The organism is Sphingomonas bacterium (assembly GCF_903642285.1).
Lineage (GTDB): Bacteria > Pseudomonadota > Alphaproteobacteria > Sphingomonadales > Sphingomonadaceae > Sphingomonas.
In genome coordinates this window covers 1-15985 of record NZ_CAHJWJ010000019.1, presented here as the reverse complement: position 1 = coordinate 15985, position 15985 = coordinate 1, and the positions used below count along the sequence as shown (strand labels likewise).

Sequence of the window (15985 nt, the reverse complement as noted above, 5' to 3'; positions counted from 1 at the left end):
CCACGGTCTCCTGTTCAGGTCCGCGCCGCGCCGGGGGCGCGACGCGGACAACGGGGCGTCAGTTGATCGTCACGCGGAAGCTCGCCGCGAGCGACGTACCGCCGAGCAGCGTCGGTATCGTCGCGGTGACCGTCTTGCTGGTCGTGTTGAACGACCCGCCATAAAGTCCGACCGTGGATCCGTCATCGGCGATCGGCACGCCGCCGGTCAGGCAGACGCCCGCCCCGCCGAGCGCCCCGACCTGGATCGATCCGGGAACATAGGTGGTGTTCGCGGGGATGACGTCGGTCAGCGTGACGCCATTGGCCGCCGTGCCGATCGTCGCGTTGTTGACGGTCAGGCAATATTGCACGACCGCGCCCGGCAGCGCCTTGGGATTGACGCCGCTGATCCCGTCGGACAGCACCTGCGACGATTTCACGACGCTGAGCGCGACATTGTGGACGCTGACTTCATACGCGGCATACGCACGGCCCGACCCGTTGCGCGCGATATCGGGGCCGATGCCATCCGAATCGTTGTCGGCGAAGACGATGTCGACCGACCCTTGCGTATCGGGCAGGGCCGGATCGGTCGGGACCAGGGCCGCGCCCTGCGTTCCCGGCGTGCCGCCGGCGGCGACCGTCGCTTTCAACGACACGAACGCCAGAGTGTCTCCCGCCGTATTGGGGATGTCGCCGACGACGAATACCGTCGCGGACCCATCCTCGGGCAGTTCGTCGATATAGGTCGCGGTGTCGACCCCGGGATCATAGACGCCGTTGCCGTTCGAATCGACGAACACGCGCAAATTGGTCGCATCGAAATTGTCGGCCCCCGGCAGTACGCCGGTCGATACGATCTGATCGGCCGCCAGATTGAAATCCTGCGTACCGTTGGTCGTATTGGTGACTTTAAACGTCAAAACTGCGCTGTTCTGTCCCAGACTGACCTGGGTGTTGCTGGTCTGCACCGCGGCGACGGTCAGATTGACCTTGCGATCGACGACGAACGTCGCAGCATTCGACGACACCGTCTGCGCGGCACCGTTGACCGTATAGCTGGCTTGTGCGGTATTGGTGACGACGGTGCCAGCAGCGGTGCCGGATCCCGTAGTCTGGGCATATGCGCTGCCGACGGAGGCGGCGATAGCCGTCCCGGTGAGCAGCAGGCGCAGGGTGTATCTGGACATGGTGGTTACTCCTCCTGTTTTCTGGTTGCGGTTGGTCGTGGTCACTTCAGGATCGCGCGAAAGGCGCGTTCGCCGTGCGCGCCGGGTGCCAGCGCGTCGGACAGCCGCCACCGCACCGCGGTGACGTCGTCGGCGGTCGCGGCGCGGGCGCCACCCGCGGGCAGCGCGACCCGCAAGGTCGCCAGCGTGCCGTACGTCCGACCGTCGACCGACACTTCGGGGGCGGGCGATCCCGGATTGGGCGCGCGGTACGCGATCGATGCGGGAATCGGATCGGCCAGCACCAGATCGGCGATCGGCTGCTTGCCGGTGTTCGTGTACGTCGTGACGAAAATAACGCGGTCGCCGGGCGCGACTTTCGTCGCCTTGGCCAGCGCGACGTGCGTCGTGCCGTCCGCCGCTGCCGCGCGATGTTCGACCATCACGCTGCTGGTGACCTGCAACGGCCCCGCCGCGGCGATGGCGGGCATGGTGACTGCAACCAGGCCGACAGCGACGCTGCGACGGATCGTGGATGTCGAAATAGTCATGGATTGGCTCCTCATTGGATTTGGACCTGGAACTGGACGCGGTGGGTGGATGCTGACGGGATCGCGCCGATCGTGACCGCGACGGTCGTGCCGTCCGACTGGCCGGCATCGGCATCCGCGGCGTCCGACAACGCTGCGCCGTCCAGCGTCAGGCTGCCGGCGACATAGCGGGTGCCGGCCGGCACGGGATCGGCGATCCGGACGCCGGCCGTCGCGCCGCCGAAAGTCGCATCGAGCGTGTAGGTGACGACCGCGCCGCTCACCGGCTTGTCGCTGCCATCGGGCGCATGAACCGCTTGCGTCTTGGTCAGGGTGGGCGGCGTGTTCGCATCCGCGATCCCGATCGTTACCGATGCCGTCGCACCCGTCGTACCGACGATCGCATCGCCGCCGCCGTCGCCCGCACCCGCCGCGACGGTGCCGGGCGTGCCCGATGCGGTCGCCGCCTTCGCAGCGATCGTCAGCGACGTGGTGTCTGGCGCGCTGGTATCTGCGACCACCAACAGCGCGACCGACGCGCCGGGTGCAAGCGTCGGCGTCCGGCCGTTCGTCAGCAGCGTATCATGCGCCGGGTCGTATCGGCCGTTGCCGTCGACATCGATCGCCACGATCGCGCCGGTCGCTGCCGCTGCACCGACCGTGGCGGTGACGTCGAAAGCTTCATGACCCGAGCCGGTGTTCGTCAGCGTCGTGGCGATTACGGTATGGGGATCGTGCGCGACCGAGCCCGACCCGGTGCGGACCAGCGTCAGGTCGAGCCGTTCGGCGACGACGATGCTCGCGGTGTTCGACGGGATGCTCCGATCCACCCCGCCGACGGCGAAGCGCAGCATCGCGACATTGTCGATATGCGTTCCCGGATCGGCCGCGAAGACGGGGGCGGGAACGAGGGCAACCACACCGACGCCGCACAGCGCGCGGGCCTGCCGGAACGCGCCGCGTCGCCAGCCGCTTATCCTTTCCTGCCCTTTCGCCGCCAATGCCACAATACCGTCTTTCGATGATCGGACGATATCTTCGGCGGTGCGTGCTTAAGCAAAGGCTACAAATTCAGATCGGGCATATTATTTGTCAAACTGCTCCCATTTATAGTCTAACGACACCCATCTATCGAAAAACTTGCTTCTATCGACAAAATATAGACCATAATGGCTAAACAAACCCCATTTCGGCTAGATGTTCGATCCGATCCTGGTCTATCCGGGCGATCACCAACGCGCGCCGCCGGTCGCAACCGGCTGCCCGGTTTGCGAATCGACCTTCAGGATATTCGGAGGGTAATTAGGCGGCGGCGATCGCGTCCAGATACCGCTCGATCGCGGTCAGGCCCGTGTCGCTCAGCGATATCTCGACACGCCTCCGATCGTCGGGATCGCCGATGCGGTCGATGAGTCTCAGCTTATGGAGATGGTCGATCCAGCGTTGCGATGTGGTGACAGGCGCATCGCTGGAGGCGACGAGCGCCTTCACGTTCAGGATTCGCGCCTCGTCGTTCGCCAGGAACAGCGACAGCAGCATGTCCCACGCGGGCTCATGAAAGAGTTCGGGCGCGAAATAGGCCCGGCGCGCGCGTCGTTCGGCGATCAGCCGTTCCGCCGTCGCGCGTCGCGTCGCGTCGACGTCGCCGGCCTGGCCAAAGGACAGCCCCGTCGGCGAACCTGGAGCCGTGCCCGTCTCCGCGATCACGGCGCGCTCCGCCCGATCTCCAAACTCGGTCGCGACGGCGGAAAGTCGCGACGTCAGATCACGGATCAGCGCGATGACTGATTCCTGTTGCATTTTGGCGCTCTCCTCGAGCCCACACGCGTCTTCGGCGTGTCGCTGATAAGGAACGTCTCCCCAGTCCTGTTCCATGTCAAGTATCATGGCAGGCGAGGTACCGAGTGGACGGAATTCGGTGCGATGCGTCTGGATCGGCGGTTCGTACGTTCATGAGTCGTTTCGGAGAGTTATAGATTGTCCGCCCATCTCAACGCGGTCGCGACCGCGGTTCCCGATCATGACGTCCATGATGCCTTTATTGCTTGGGCGCGTGCGCGGATCGAAAAACGGTCGGCCGGGGTGTTCGACCGGATGGTGCGGCGTGCCGGCATCGACCATCGCTGGTCGGTGCTGCCGGTCGGCCCCGATAACGGATCGCCTGTCGCGGCCGGCGGCTTCTATGCGGACGATCCACATCCCGGAACGGGCGAACGGATGGCGATCTATGCCGACGCCGCGCCGACGCTCGCCATCACCGCCATAGATCGATTATCGACCATGTTGTCGCTGGACGGGGTCACGCATCTGGTCGTCGCCAGCTGCACGGGCTTCGTCGCGCCCGGTATCGACCAGATCATCGCGCGCCGCGTCGGCCTGTCGCCGCACGTCGAACGGTTGCTCGTCGGCTTCATGGGTTGTTATGCGGCGGTCGCCGCGCTGCGCAGCGCGCGACATATCGTCCGATCGGATCCATCGGCGCGGGTGCTGGTGATCGCGGTCGAACTATCGACGCTGCATCTGCAACCAGCGGTCGGGATCGAGCCGCTGCTGGCGATGCTGCAATTTGGCGACGGTGCCGCGGCGGCGCTGGTCACCGCGGACCCCGCCGGGCTCGCGATCGATGCGCCGTTCGCGACGACCTTGCCGGCATCGGACGACCTGATCCAATGGGCGATCACCGATCGTGGCTTTGCGATGCATCTGTCGGGGGAAGTGCCGGGGCGGATCGGTACCGCGCTGGCGGATGCCGGTTTCGTCGCCACGCTGACAGGTGGTCGGGATATCGCTTCGATCGATGGCTGGGCAGTGCACGCAGGGGGGCGTTCGATCCTCGATTCGGTCGAGAACGCACTTGCCCTGCCGCCGGCGGCCCTCGCGGCATCGCGTGCGGTGCTCGTGGAAAACGGCAACATGTCGTCCGCGACGCTGATGTTCGTTCTCGCCCGTATCCTGGCGGGGCCGCCGGTCGAACAGGGCGTCGCGCTGGCATTCGGTCCCGGATTGGCCGCGGAAGGCTTCGGCTTCAGGACCGTGCCGTGACGCTTTCGATCCGTGCCGATGCCGAGGAATTGATGGACGCGGACGATCTCGATCCGGCGGTCTATGCCGAGGTCGTCGCCGATCTGGCCAAAGTCAACGTCGTGACGATGGCGGCGCGGCCGACGCTGGCGTTCCTGGATCGCGCGGTACGGGGCAAAAGGTTGCGATTGCTCGATGTCGGCTATGGCGATGGCGACATGCTGCGGCGGATCGCGCGCTGGGCGGCCAAACGAGGGATCGCTTGGGACCTGGTCGGGATCGACCTCAACCCGCGAAGCGAGCAAGCGGCGCGCGCGCATACGCCGACCGGGATGGCGATCGATTACCGCACCGGTGATTATGCCGATCTCGCGGCCGAGCCGTGGGACGTGATCGTCAGCAGCCTGGTCGCGCACCACATGACCGCCGCGCAACTGGTTGCGTTCCTTCGGTTCATGGAGATGCAGGCGCGCGCGGGATGGTTCGTGAACGATCTTCACCGTCACGCCTTCGCCTATTGGGGCTTTCCGCTGCTCGCCACCATCGCGCGCTGGCACCCGATCGTCCGCAACGACGGCACGCTGTCGATCGCGCGGTCGTACCGGCCGGGCGAATGGTGTCCCTTCTTGGCGGCGGCGGGGATCGACGATGCCCGCATATTCCGCGCTTTCCCGTTCCGGCTATGCGTCGAACGCCTGCGGTGATCCCGGCGCTGATCGTCGGCGGCGGGCCGGCCGGTGCGGCGACGGCGACGCTGCTCGCGCGCGCGGGCTTGCCGCATCTGCTGCTGGAGCGCACGCGCGAGACCGGTGACGCGCTGTGCGGCGGTTTCCTGTCTTGGCGGACACTCCGGTCGCTGGAAACGCTCGGGATCGCGGCGACCGCGCTCAATCCCGATCCGACGCGGCGCGTCCGCCTGTTCGCCGGCAAGCGCATCGTCGAGGCTCCGTTGCCGCGGCCTGCGGTGTCCGTGTCGCGCCACCGGCTTGATACGGTGATGCTGGCCCGGGCGATCGCGGCAGGCGCGGCGGTGGAGCGCGGCGTCGCGGTGCGCGGCATCGACGGTTTGGTGGCGCGAACCGCGGACGGCGCGACGATCGCGGCGGACGCGCTGTTCCTCGCCAGCGGCAAGCATGACGTGCGGGGGTTGGCACGGCCGGAGGAGGCGCGCGGGCGCGATCCGACGATGGGGCTGCGGCTGCGGATGGGGCCTGCACCCGGTCTGACCGCGCTCGTGGGCGACGCGGTCGAACTGCATCTGGTCGACCGCGGCTATGCCGGGCTGGCGATCCAGGAAGATGGCAGCGCGAACCTGTGCATGGCCATCCATCTTTCCCGTCTGACCGCGGCGCGCAGTCCGGAACGATTGCTCGCCGCGCTGGCGGCCGAGGCTCCCGCGCTGGCCGACCGGCTGGCCTATGCGGCACCGTCCCCGGTCATCGATGCGGTCGCCAACGTCCCCTATGGCTGGCGGGTGCGGCATGGCGAGGCGGGATTGTTCCGGCTTGGCGACCAAGCCGGCGTCATCCCGTCGCTCGCCGGTGAGGGCATGGGGATCGCGATCGCCAGCGGGATCGCCGCGGCCAGCGCATATGGGGCCGGCGGCGCGGCGAGCGCGGCGGCGTGGCAGCGGTCCTTCGCACGTCGGATCGTGCAACCGATCGGGGTTGCATCGCTGGTCCGGGTGCTGGGCGAAGGCCGGTTTGCGCCCGTGATCGGTTTCGCGCCCCGCGGGCTGATCGATCTGGTTGCGCGCGCGACGCGGGTCGGATGACCTTGACGACCGCCCCTCGGCGACCGACATCGGCGGGTATGGATCACATCACCCTCTCCGAAGCCGACTGGCGCGAAAAGCTGACGCGCGAGCAATACCATGTCCTGCGCGAAGCCGGGACGGAGCGCGCGTTTGCCGGTGTGCTGACCGACAACAAGGCGGACGGCCTCTACCGATGCGCAGCCTGCGGCAACGAATTGTTCGACAGCGCGGACAAATATGATTCCGGATCGGGCTGGCCCAGCTTCACCCAGCCGATCGCGCCCCACCGCGTCGCCGATCACAAGGACCGCAGCCACGGCATGACCCGGGTCGAGACGCGCTGCGCCCGCTGCGACAGCCATATGGGGCACGTCTTTCCCGACGGCCCGCCGCCCACGGGGCTTCGTTACTGCATGAACTCGATCGCGCTTGCGTTCGAGCCGCGATAGGCGGGTCGAACGGCTTGTAGGGCCCCTTTTTAACGCGTATCCGCGGGCGTCCAGATGGCTCGTGCGCGTTCCCCCCGTAAACCCCGTTCGCCCTGGCGTCGCCGGTTCGTCATCCTTTTGCAGGTGCTGCTCGGGCTCGCGGTCGTAGGAGCGATCGCGCTCGGCGTCGCGGTCTATATCGCGGAGGATCAGCTGCCGAGTTTCGAGCAGCTGAAGTCCTCGCCGAACGGCCAGATGATCCGTGTTCATGCCGCCGACGGCACCGTCATCGTTTCGCTCGGACCGAGTTACGGCGAATGGCTGTCCTATGGCCAGATTCCCGACATCATGCGCGCCGCGACGATCTCGGTCGAGGACCGCCGCTTCCGCTCGCATCCCGGCGTCGATCCGATCGGCGTCGCGCGCTCGGTCGAGGTTCGGCTGCAACGCGGGCGCTGGGTGCAGGGCGGCTCGACGATCACGCAGCAGCTGGCGCGCAACGTATTCCTGTCGAGCCAGAAGAAATTCGGGCGCAAGGTCCGCGAATGGGTCCTGGCGCTCGCGATCGAGCGTAAATTCTCGAAGGACGAGATCCTCGAGCTGTACCTGAACAAGGTCTATTATGGCGGCGGCGCCTACGGCATCGACGCGGCATCGCGCAAATTCTTCGGGCATGGCGCGGACCATCTGAGCCTGGCGGAGGCGGCGGTGATCGCCGGCCTGGTCAAGGCGCCGTCCAATTATTCGCCGACCGCGGACGTCCAGGCCGCGATCGGCCGTGCCGGCGTCGTCATCAAGACGATGGAGGAAACGGGCGTCATCACGCCGGAACAGGGCGCGGACGCCGATGTCGCCGGGCTTAAGCTCGCGCCCGAATCCAAGCAGAACAGCGCGCGGTATTTCACCGACTGGGCGCTGCCGCAGCTCGATACGCTGATCGACGAAACGCAGGCCCCGCTCGAGGTCTGGACGACGCTCGATCTCAACATGCAGCGCGTGGCCGACGCCGCGATCCGGCAGAACGTGCCGCCCGGCACGCAGGGCGCACTGGTTACCCTCGACCGCGATGGCGGGGTGCGCGCGATGGTCGGCGGGACCGATTACGTCACATCCAACTACAACCGCGCGACTCAGGCCATTCGGCAGCCGGGATCGGCATTCAAGCTGTTCGTCTATCTGGCGGCGCTCGAGGCGGGAAAGAAGCCCGAGGACATGATCGTCGACGAACCCGTGACGATCGACGGCTGGAGCCCGCGCAACGATTCCCGGCGCTTCAACGGACAGGTGACCTTGCGTACCGCCTTCGCCTTTTCGATCAACACCGTGGCGGCGAAGCTGGGACAAGAGGTGGGATTTTCGACCGTCGCCGACATGGCGCGGCGCTTCGGGATCACCACCCCCGTAAATACGCATCCGTCGATGGTGCTCGGCAGTTCCGACGTCCGCCTGATCGACATGACTCGCGCGTTCGCCAGCGTCGGATCGAAGGGGATCGCGGTCACGCCCTACGGCATCACCCGCGTCACTACCAATGGGCAGGTGATCTACACGCATGAGGTCGACCGAAGCCATGTCCTGGTCGCGCCCTATGTCGCGGCCGAGATGACCGACCTTCTGCAGACCGCGGTCAACACCGGCACCGGTCGCGCCGCGCAGATCGGGCGCCCGGTCGCCGGCAAGACGGGCACGACCACCTCGACCAAGGACGGCTGGTTCCTTGGCTTTTCCAGCGGGCTGACGACGGGTGTGTGGATGGGACGCGACGATGCGCGGCCGGTCGGCGGGCTGCACGGTGGTGCCGCGCCGGCGCAGGCGTTTGCGGCGATGATGAAACCGGCGACCGCGGACCGCCCGATCGAGCAGTTCGATACGCAGGTCGTCCTGCCCGACTGGCAGATGGGCAATCAGGAGGACGCGTATTTCGGGCAACCCGACGAGGGGATGCAGGTCGATCCCGACGGCAATCCCGTGACGCCTGCGCCGCGCAGCCAGCCGGGGACGGGCGACGGCGGCGATCAGGTCCAGTCGCTGATCGATCGGGCACCCGATCCCGCACCGCCGCCGCGCGCGGGCCAAGAACTCAACCAGGCCTGGATCGATCACGTGACCGGCCGCGACGGCCAGCCGCGGTCCGATGCGCCTGCGCGAAGCCTGCCGCCGTCGCGACCCGATCAGGACGATCGCCCGAACCAGTGAAGCGCCGCGCCGTGGGTGCGCAGCCAGGCGTGCGCCGGTGCCGGATCGTCGCCCAGCAACCGGGCGACGAGCGCATGGAACGCCGCGCCGTGGTTCATATGGACGCGGTGCGCGACCTCGTGCGCGACGGTCGCGCGGCGGACGAAGCCGGGGGCGAGGATCAGCCGCCAGCTATAGCGGATGACGCCGGTGGACGCGCAGCTGCCCCAACGCCCCTTGGCATCGCCGATCGCCACCTTCGCCACCGCGACGCCAGCCTTGGCAGCGAATTCGCCGGTCTCGTGCGTCAGCAAATCGAGCGCGCGTCGCTTCAGCCAGGCCTCGATTCGCCGCGGCAGCGTTTCGACCGGACCTTCGCAATCGATCCGGTCGCCTTCGCGCTGCACCGCGCGGCGCGGACCTTCGCGCCAGGCGATCGTCAGGCTCTCGTCCGCCACGGGCAGCACGGCGCCGGGTACGAACGGCCGCGGCTGCGGCAGTGCGGCGCGCTGTGCGGCCAGCCATTCCGCCTTGCCCGCCGCCCAGGCGAGCGCGGGTTTCAGCGCGGCGCGGGTCGGCACCACTAGGCGGGCGCGGCCGGTGGCGGGATCGATCGAAAGTCGCGAACGTCGCGCACGCGGGTGGCGGACGATCTCCAGGTCCCCCATCGCGTCGGGACCGTTCACAGAATGCGATCGACGACGAAATCCTCGAGATCGTCGCCGACATCGTCCTCGCTGATCGTCCAGCCGCGCACCGACTGACCCGCGCGGTGGACCGCCTCGCGGTCGCCGCAAACCAGATAATGCCATGACAGCAACGGCTGATCCGCCGCGCGCAGGCGGTAGGCGCAGGTCGATGGCAGCCAGTCGATGTCGCGGACGTTGCGGATCGTCAGCCGTACGCATTCGGCCACATAGGCGCGGCGGTTGCGATAATCCGAACATTGTCCGCTGCGCCGGTCGAGCAGGCGGCAGGCGACGTTGGTCGGAACCAGCTCGCCCGTATCCTCGTCCTCCAGCTTGTGGATGCAGCATTTGCCGCAGCCGTCGCACAGCGCCTCCCACTGGCCGCGGTCCAGCGTCTCGATCGGCGCTTCCCAGAACGGCGTGCTCATGACGCCCAACGCTTGATCTCGTCGGCGACCGCCTGCGGCGATTCGTCGGACGGCAGCAGCGCCAGCGGCTTTCCCGCAGGGTCCATCAGATAGGCCTGACGGCTGTGACTCAAGAGATAGCCGCCCCCTGCCGATGCCGCGCCCTTCTGGAAATAGACCGCATAGTCCTTCGCCGTCCGCGCGATGGCGTCCGTACCGCCGGTCAGCCCGATCATGCGCGGATAGAAGGCGGAGACGAACTGCTTCAGCACCGCAGGCGTGTCGCGCGCGGGATCGACGGTCACGAACACCGGCACGATTCGCGCCGACAGTCCCGGATCGCTCGCGTCGAGCAACCGCATCGCGCCACCGACATTCTGCATGTCGATCGGGCAGACATCGGGGCAATTGGTATAGCCGAAATACATGATCCGGTAGCGACCGGCGAGGTTCCGGTCGGTGAAGGGCCGGCCGTCCTGATCGGTCAACGCGAAGGGGCCGCCGATCCGTGCCCCCGCCAGCGGCGGCCTGTGCGGTGGCGGCGCGGCATGACAGGCGGCCAGTGCGACCGCCGTCAGGGGTATGAGCCGAAACATGTTCATAACGTCGCCAGCCTTGATCTGTTAGCGCGTGCAGCGCAAGCATCGCGCGCCCGGCGCGCCGGTCAGATACTGAGGAAGACGCCTTATCATGTCGCTTCGCCGCCCGCTCCTGATCGCCGCCTTTCTCGTCGCCGCCACGCCAGCGCTGGCGCAGCTATCAGGATCGCCGGGGTATAAATTCCTCGAGGCGGTGCGCGGCGCGAAGGGCGACGAGGTGATCGCGACGCTCGCCAAACCCGGCGCGACGATCATCAACACGCGCGACGGCACCACTGGGGAGGGCGCGCTTCACATCGTCGTGAAGCGTGGCGACGCCACCTACCTCCGGTACCTGCTGCAGATGGGGGCCGACCCTAATCTGCGCGACGACAAGGGAACGACGCCGCTATTGTTGGCGGTGACGCAGGGCGAGGTCGATCTGATCCCGATCCTGACCGATGCCAGGGCCAACCCCAATATCGGCAACAGCGCCGGCGAGACTCCGCTGATCCGCGCGGTACAGCGCCGCGACGTGACGATGGTGCGCGCGCTGCTTTCGGTGGGAGCCGATCCCGATCAGACCGACGTCATCGCCGGCCAGTCCGCGCGCGATTATGCGACGCGCGATCCGCGCAACACCGCGGTCGCGCGGATTTTGGCGGACACACCGAAAAAGGCGAAGCGGGCGGTCGCCGGGCCGAAATTCTGATCGACGTCGCGATCCGTCCGCCTAATCTGGTCACCGCTATCCCGGATTATCGTGGCGGCGGTACGTCGCGGCCGACCGCATCCGCGACCGCCGCGCCGCGCTCGCCCGGCGGTGCCGGCGGACCGGTCGTCGTGTCCTTCGCGGTCCGTCGTTCCAACTGCGAATTCAGTTCGGCACCCAGGAGGAAGACAAAACCCGACAGCCAGAGCCAGAATTGCAGGACGATGACCGCGCCGAGCGATCCGTAGGTCGCGCTGTAATTCCCCAGATGCGCGGCGTAGAAGGCGAAGGCCCCGGTCACCGCGAGCCACAGCAGCGTGGCGATCAGCGATCCCGGGGTCAGCCAGATCCAGCGCGCGTGCGATCGGTCGGGTCCGAACCGGTACAGCATCCCGGCCGCGGTCACCGCCATAGCGCCGAGCACCGCATAGCTGAGGATGCGGATCGCGGTCAGGGCGATGTCGGGGGCCCATGGCATCAGGCTGTCGAGGAACGCCGTCGCGGTCGTCGAGGCCGCCGCGCCGAGCGCGAGGATCACGGCCGCGCCGGTGATCGCGAATGCCACCAGATATAATTTGATGAAACCGCGCGTTTCACGTTCCTGATAGGCGACATTGAGCGCGGTGATGAGCGCGGTCGCTCCCTGCGTGCCGCCATAGACCGCCAGCAGCAACGCCAGTGCGAGACCCCAGCCTTTCTTGTTGCCCGATGTCTTGACGATATTGGTCAGCTGATCGCCGATCAAGGTCGCGGCATCGCGCGGCAGGACGCCGAACAGCCCATGGATATTGGCGGCGACGCTCGTCGGCGTCGCGATCAGCCCATAGGTCAGCACGGTCGCGGCGAGCAGCGGAACGATCGCGGCGAATCCCCAAAATGCGGTACCCGCCGCGATCAGACTGAGGTTGTTGGTTCCCGCATCCGCCCATGTCGCCTTCAAGACCGACCAGCCGTCATGTCGCAGGATGGTCCAGGGATTGTCGGCACGCCGGATCGCACGGTCCGCTTCGCTGATATCGCCGCCCATCGCCGCCCCCCAATTTGATCCTTGCCCGTCCGCCGATACCGCGATCGGCGGACGGGTCGTTCGGCCGCCTGTCAGACAGGCGCGTCAGGCCGGTTCGACGACCGCACCCGCCTTTGCGTTGACGGAGGATTTCGCCATGGTCGTCAGCTTGTCGTCGGTCGCATATTCCTCGTCGAGCGTTTCCTTGAAGATCGCGGCGATCTCGTTGCGGCCCAGCTGTTCCGACCAGGCGATCAACGTGCCGTAACGCGCGATCTCGTAATGCTCGACCGCCTGGGCGGCGGCGATCAGCGCTGCGTCGAGGACGGACTTGTCCGCAATCTCGCCCGCCACTTCGTTCGCTTCCTTGATGATGCCGTCGATCGCCGGGCAGGTCGCGGCCTTCACATTCTCGCCGAGCAGTTCGAAGATGCGCTCAAGCCGTGCGATCTGACCTTCCGTCTCGGTAAGATGGGTCTGGAACCCGGCCTTCAGCGCGGGAGCAGTGGCCTTGTCTATCATCTTCGGCAGCGCCTTGGTGATCTGGTTTTCGGCGTAATAGACGTCCTGAAGCTGATGCAGGAACAGGTCTTCGAACGTCGCGATGTCTTTCGTGAACAATCCCATGATTGGTTCCTATCGATCTGCGTTAAGAATGCGCGCCAGAGGCAGCACCATGGTCAACGCGCCTCTCGTTGCCGCGGTCCATGGATTGATAAAGATCAGAACAAAAAACCCCGGTGTTTCCACCGGGGCCGTTCGCGTGCGGCTGCGCCGCATCGGCGGATCGCTCGCGCGATCCGTCTTCGCTCCCGTCTACTCGATGACGGGCAGGGTCTCGAACTGGTGGTACGGCGGCGGCGAGGACAGCGTCCATTCCAGCGTCGTCGCGCCGTCGCCCCAGGGGTTATCCGGTGCCTTGGGTCCGGCGAGCAGCGAATAGACGAGATTGACGAAGAAGATCGCCATGCCGACCGCCATGATCTCGTACCCGTGGGTCGCGATGCTGTTCCAGTATTCGTACGCCCCGTTATAGTCCGGAATGCGCCGCGGCATGCCCTGCAGCCCGAGGAAGTGCATCGGGAAGAACATCACGTTCACGCCGACGAAGAACACATAGAAATGCGCCTTGCCGAGCAGCTCGTTGTACATCCGCCCCGACATTTTCGGGAACCAGTAATAAAAACCCGCGAACAGCGAGAATACCGCACCCAGCGACAGCACGTAATGGAAATGCGCGACGACGTAATAGGTGTCCTGCATGTAATCGTCGATGCCGCCGTTCGCCAGCACGACCCCGGTCACGCCGCCGACCGTAAACATGAAGATGAACCCGATCGCCCACAGCATCGGCGTCTCGAACGTGAGCGAACCGCCCCACATCGTCGCGATCCAGCTGAAGATCTTGATACCCGTCGGCACCGCGATCACCATCGTCGCGGCGGTGAAATACATCTTGGTATCGACGCTGAGCCCGGTCGTGAACATGTGGTGCGCCCACACTACGAAGCCGACCACGCCGATCGCGACCATGGCATAGGCCATGCCGAGATAGCCGAAGACGGGCTTGCGGCTGAACGTCGCGATCACCTGGCTGACGATGCCGAAGCCGGGCAGGATCATGATGTACACTTCGGGATGGCCGAAGAACCAGAACAGATGCTGGTACAGGATCGGATCGCCACCGCCCGCCGGATCGAAGAAGGTCGTCCCGAAATTACGGTCGGTCAGCAGCATCGTAATCGCCGCGGCCAGCACGGGGAGTGCCAGCAGCAGCAGGAATGCGGTCACCAGCACCGACCATACGAACAGCGGCATCTTGTGCAGCGTCATGCCCGGCGCGCGCATGTTGAAGATCGTCGTGATGAAATTGATCGCGCCAAGGATCGAGGATGCGCCCGCGAGGTGCAGCGCGAGGATCGCCATGTCGGTCGACGGCCCCGGTTCGCCATAGGTCGACAGCGGCGCGTACAGCGTCCAGCCGTTACCCGCGCCGCCGAAGAAGGGCGATGCCAGCAGCAGCGTGAAGGCGGGGATGAGCAGCCAGAACGACACGTTGTTCATCCGCGGAAACGCCATGTCGGGCGCGCCGATCATGATCGGCACGAACCAGTTGCCGAACCCGCCGATCATCGCGGGCATCACCATGAAGAACACCATGATGAGGCCGTGCGCGGTGATGAGGACGTTCCAGAGATGGAGCGACTGGTCCAGGCTCTGCGGCCCGCCGTGCAGCATCGACGCCCAGGTGCCCAGATATTGGATCCCGGGATGCGCCAGCTCGGCGCGCATCAAACCCGAGATGCCGCCGCCGATGATCCCCGCGCAGATCGCGAAGATCAGGTACAGCGTGCCGATATCCTTGTGGTTGGTCGACATGAACCAGCGGGCGAAGAAGCCCGGCTTGTGATCGGCGTCGTGCGCGTGCTCGTCCGGCCGATAGGCCTGGAACGGCGCGAAGGAACCCGACGGATGGAGCGCGGTATCGGTCATGATGTCAGTGTCCGGCTTGGCCGGCGCCGGCCGGATTGCCGGTCGCGCCTTGAGTGATGACGGGGGCGGTCGTGGTCGCGGGAACCGTGGGCCCGGAGACCGCGGCGGCGGCATTGCCTTCGGTCGCCTTTGGCGCGGATTCGGCGGCACCTGCCTGCGGGATCAGCGCCGACGAGGGCTTGCCGGGGGTCGGCATCGTGCCGCCCTTGGCCTTCACCCAGGCGGCGAACTGCGCCGGGGGCACCGCCTCGACCGCGATCGGCATGAAGCCGTGGCGCGCGCCGCACAGTTCGGAACATTGCCCGAAATACAGGCCCGGCTTCTCGATCGTGAAGCTCGTCTCGTTCAGGCGACCCGGCACCGCGTCCAGCTTGATCCAGAAGGCCGGCACCGCCCAGCTGTGAATGACATCCGCGCCCGTGGTGATGAGGCGGATCGGCACGCCGACCGGCAGGACCACGCGGTTGTCCGTCGCCAGCAGCTTGGGACCGTCGGCGTCGGTGCGATAGCGCTCGCCCGCCGTCACATCGGTCTTTTCCTTCAGCATGTTGGCGGTGATCTCGAACCCGCCGTTATCGGGATAGCTGTAAGTCCAATACCATTGGTTGCCCGTCGCCTTCAGCGTGATCGCACCCGCAGGCGCAGGCTTGTACTGCGCCTGGAGCAGCCCGATCGACGGCACCGCGATCAGGACGAGGATGAGGACCGGGATCAGCGTCCACGCCACCTCGAGCACGGTGTTGTGCGAGGTGCGCGACGGCGTGGGGTTCGCCGACTTGCGGAAGCGGAAGACCACCCAGACCAGCAGCAGCAGCACGAACAGCGAGATGATCGTGATCGTCGGCACCAGGATGGTATCGTGCATCCAGTGCGCGAAGCGGCCGTTGCTGGTCACCTGCGGCTGGAGGCCGAACAGCCTGGCGGTCGGCTGTCCGATGCCGGGCTGCACCGTCATCGCCGGGGCACCGTCCATCGCGAGCAGCGGGCTGGCGGGCTGCGCGGTCTTGGGCGCGGCGGCGGTCGTCGGCGCGGTGGCGGTG

At 66.5% G+C, this 15985-nt stretch carries 17 protein-coding genes; 6 read left to right on the top strand and 11 right to left on the bottom strand.

Translation table 11 applies throughout. The features are described 5' to 3' along the window. Window positions 1-58: 58 nt before the first annotated feature. From HUU99_RS10585 to HUU99_RS10570, 4 genes are all read right to left on the bottom strand, one after another. Window positions 59-1171 (bottom strand): hypothetical protein, encoded by a 1113-nt coding sequence (locus tag HUU99_RS10585; RefSeq protein ID WP_254603122.1) that lies wholly within the window; start codon window positions 1169-1171, stop codon window positions 59-61. 41 nt (window positions 1172-1212) lie between these two features. Next, the gene (locus tag HUU99_RS10580) at window positions 1213-1701 is read right to left on the bottom strand and encodes a DUF11 domain-containing protein (RefSeq protein ID WP_174286547.1); all 489 of its coding nucleotides are present in this window, start codon (window positions 1699-1701) and stop codon (window positions 1213-1215) included. An 11-nt stretch (window positions 1702-1712) separates the two neighbouring features. After that, window positions 1713-2687, bottom strand: a complete 975-nt coding sequence (locus HUU99_RS10575) for a hypothetical protein (protein WP_174286546.1) — start codon at window positions 2685-2687, stop codon at window positions 1713-1715. Window positions 2688-2982: 295 nt separating this feature from the next. Then, the gene (locus HUU99_RS10570) at window positions 2983-3480 is read right to left on the bottom strand and encodes a hypothetical protein (protein ID WP_174286545.1); all 498 of its coding nucleotides are present in this window, start codon (window positions 3478-3480) and stop codon (window positions 2983-2985) included. 294 nt (window positions 3481-3774) lie between these two features. On the opposite strand from HUU99_RS10570, the gene HUU99_RS10565 reads away from it, so the two are divergent. Genes HUU99_RS10565 through HUU99_RS10545 form a run of 5 tightly spaced genes read left to right on the top strand, consistent with a single transcriptional unit; the run spans window position 3775 to window position 9081 of the window. Then, the gene (locus HUU99_RS10565) at window positions 3775-4722 is read left to right on the top strand and encodes a type III polyketide synthase (RefSeq protein ID WP_254603127.1); all 948 of its coding nucleotides are present in this window, start codon (window positions 3775-3777) and stop codon (window positions 4720-4722) included. Further along, window positions 4719-5405 (top strand): methyltransferase domain-containing protein, encoded by a 687-nt coding sequence (locus HUU99_RS10560; RefSeq protein WP_217430816.1) that lies wholly within the window; start codon window positions 4719-4721, stop codon window positions 5403-5405. The genes HUU99_RS10565 and HUU99_RS10560 overlap by 4 nt, the downstream gene beginning before the upstream one ends. Beyond that, window positions 5402-6475 carry an NAD(P)/FAD-dependent oxidoreductase gene (locus HUU99_RS10555; protein WP_368039947.1) on the top strand — a complete coding sequence of 358 codons (1074 nt, stop codon included), beginning with the start codon at window positions 5402-5404 and terminating at the stop codon, window positions 6473-6475. Before HUU99_RS10560 ends, HUU99_RS10555 begins: the two co-directional genes overlap by 4 nt. A 38-nt stretch (window positions 6476-6513) precedes the next feature. After that, on the top strand, window positions 6514-6906 hold the full coding sequence (msrB, locus tag HUU99_RS10550; protein WP_174286590.1) for a peptide-methionine (R)-S-oxide reductase MsrB: 393 nt from the start codon (window positions 6514-6516) through the stop codon (window positions 6904-6906). A gap of 54 nt (window positions 6907-6960) precedes the next feature. Further along, window positions 6961-9081, top strand: a complete 2121-nt coding sequence (locus HUU99_RS10545) for a transglycosylase domain-containing protein (RefSeq protein ID WP_174286542.1) — start codon at window positions 6961-6963, stop codon at window positions 9079-9081. Here the strand turns inward: HUU99_RS10545 and HUU99_RS10540 are convergent. Genes HUU99_RS10540 through HUU99_RS10530 form a run of 3 tightly spaced genes read right to left on the bottom strand, consistent with a single transcriptional unit; the run spans window position 9057 to window position 10758 of the window. Further along, the gene (locus tag HUU99_RS10540) at window positions 9057-9728 is read right to left on the bottom strand and encodes a M48 family metallopeptidase (RefSeq protein WP_174286589.1); all 672 of its coding nucleotides are present in this window, start codon (window positions 9726-9728) and stop codon (window positions 9057-9059) included. The genes HUU99_RS10545 and HUU99_RS10540 overlap by 25 nt on opposite strands. Window positions 9729-9742: 14 nt before the next feature. After that, window positions 9743-10177 carry a YcgN family cysteine cluster protein gene (locus tag HUU99_RS10535; RefSeq protein ID WP_174286541.1) on the bottom strand — a complete coding sequence of 145 codons (435 nt, stop codon included), beginning with the start codon at window positions 10175-10177 and terminating at the stop codon, window positions 9743-9745. Next, on the bottom strand, window positions 10174-10758 hold the full coding sequence (locus HUU99_RS10530) for an SCO family protein (RefSeq protein WP_174286540.1): 585 nt from the start codon (window positions 10756-10758) through the stop codon (window positions 10174-10176). The genes HUU99_RS10535 and HUU99_RS10530 overlap by 4 nt, the downstream gene beginning before the upstream one ends. A gap of 88 nt (window positions 10759-10846) precedes the next feature. Here HUU99_RS10530 and HUU99_RS10525 point away from each other — a divergent pair, with 88 nt between their 5' ends. After that, on the top strand, window positions 10847-11446 hold the full coding sequence (locus HUU99_RS10525) for an ankyrin repeat domain-containing protein (RefSeq protein ID WP_174286539.1): 600 nt from the start codon (window positions 10847-10849) through the stop codon (window positions 11444-11446). A 46-nt stretch (window positions 11447-11492) separates the two neighbouring features. Here the strand turns inward: HUU99_RS10525 and HUU99_RS10520 are convergent, their stop codons facing one another. The 4 genes from HUU99_RS10520 to coxB all read right to left on the bottom strand — a co-directional run. Further along, window positions 11493-12473 carry a YihY/virulence factor BrkB family protein gene (locus HUU99_RS10520; protein ID WP_174286538.1) on the bottom strand — a complete coding sequence of 327 codons (981 nt, stop codon included), beginning with the start codon at window positions 12471-12473 and terminating at the stop codon, window positions 11493-11495. A gap of 84 nt (window positions 12474-12557) precedes the next feature. Beyond that, the gene (locus HUU99_RS10515) at window positions 12558-13079 is read right to left on the bottom strand and encodes a YciE/YciF ferroxidase family protein (RefSeq protein WP_174286537.1); all 522 of its coding nucleotides are present in this window, start codon (window positions 13077-13079) and stop codon (window positions 12558-12560) included. Window positions 13080-13268: 189 nt separating this feature from the next. After that, the gene (gene ctaD, locus HUU99_RS10510; RefSeq protein ID WP_174286536.1) at window positions 13269-14945 is read right to left on the bottom strand and encodes a cytochrome c oxidase subunit I; all 1677 of its coding nucleotides are present in this window, start codon (window positions 14943-14945) and stop codon (window positions 13269-13271) included. A gap of 4 nt (window positions 14946-14949) precedes the next feature. Continuing rightward, a partial coding sequence (gene coxB, locus HUU99_RS10505; protein ID WP_174286535.1) for a cytochrome c oxidase subunit II occupies window positions 14950-15985 on the bottom strand: 1036 nt, incomplete at its 5' end.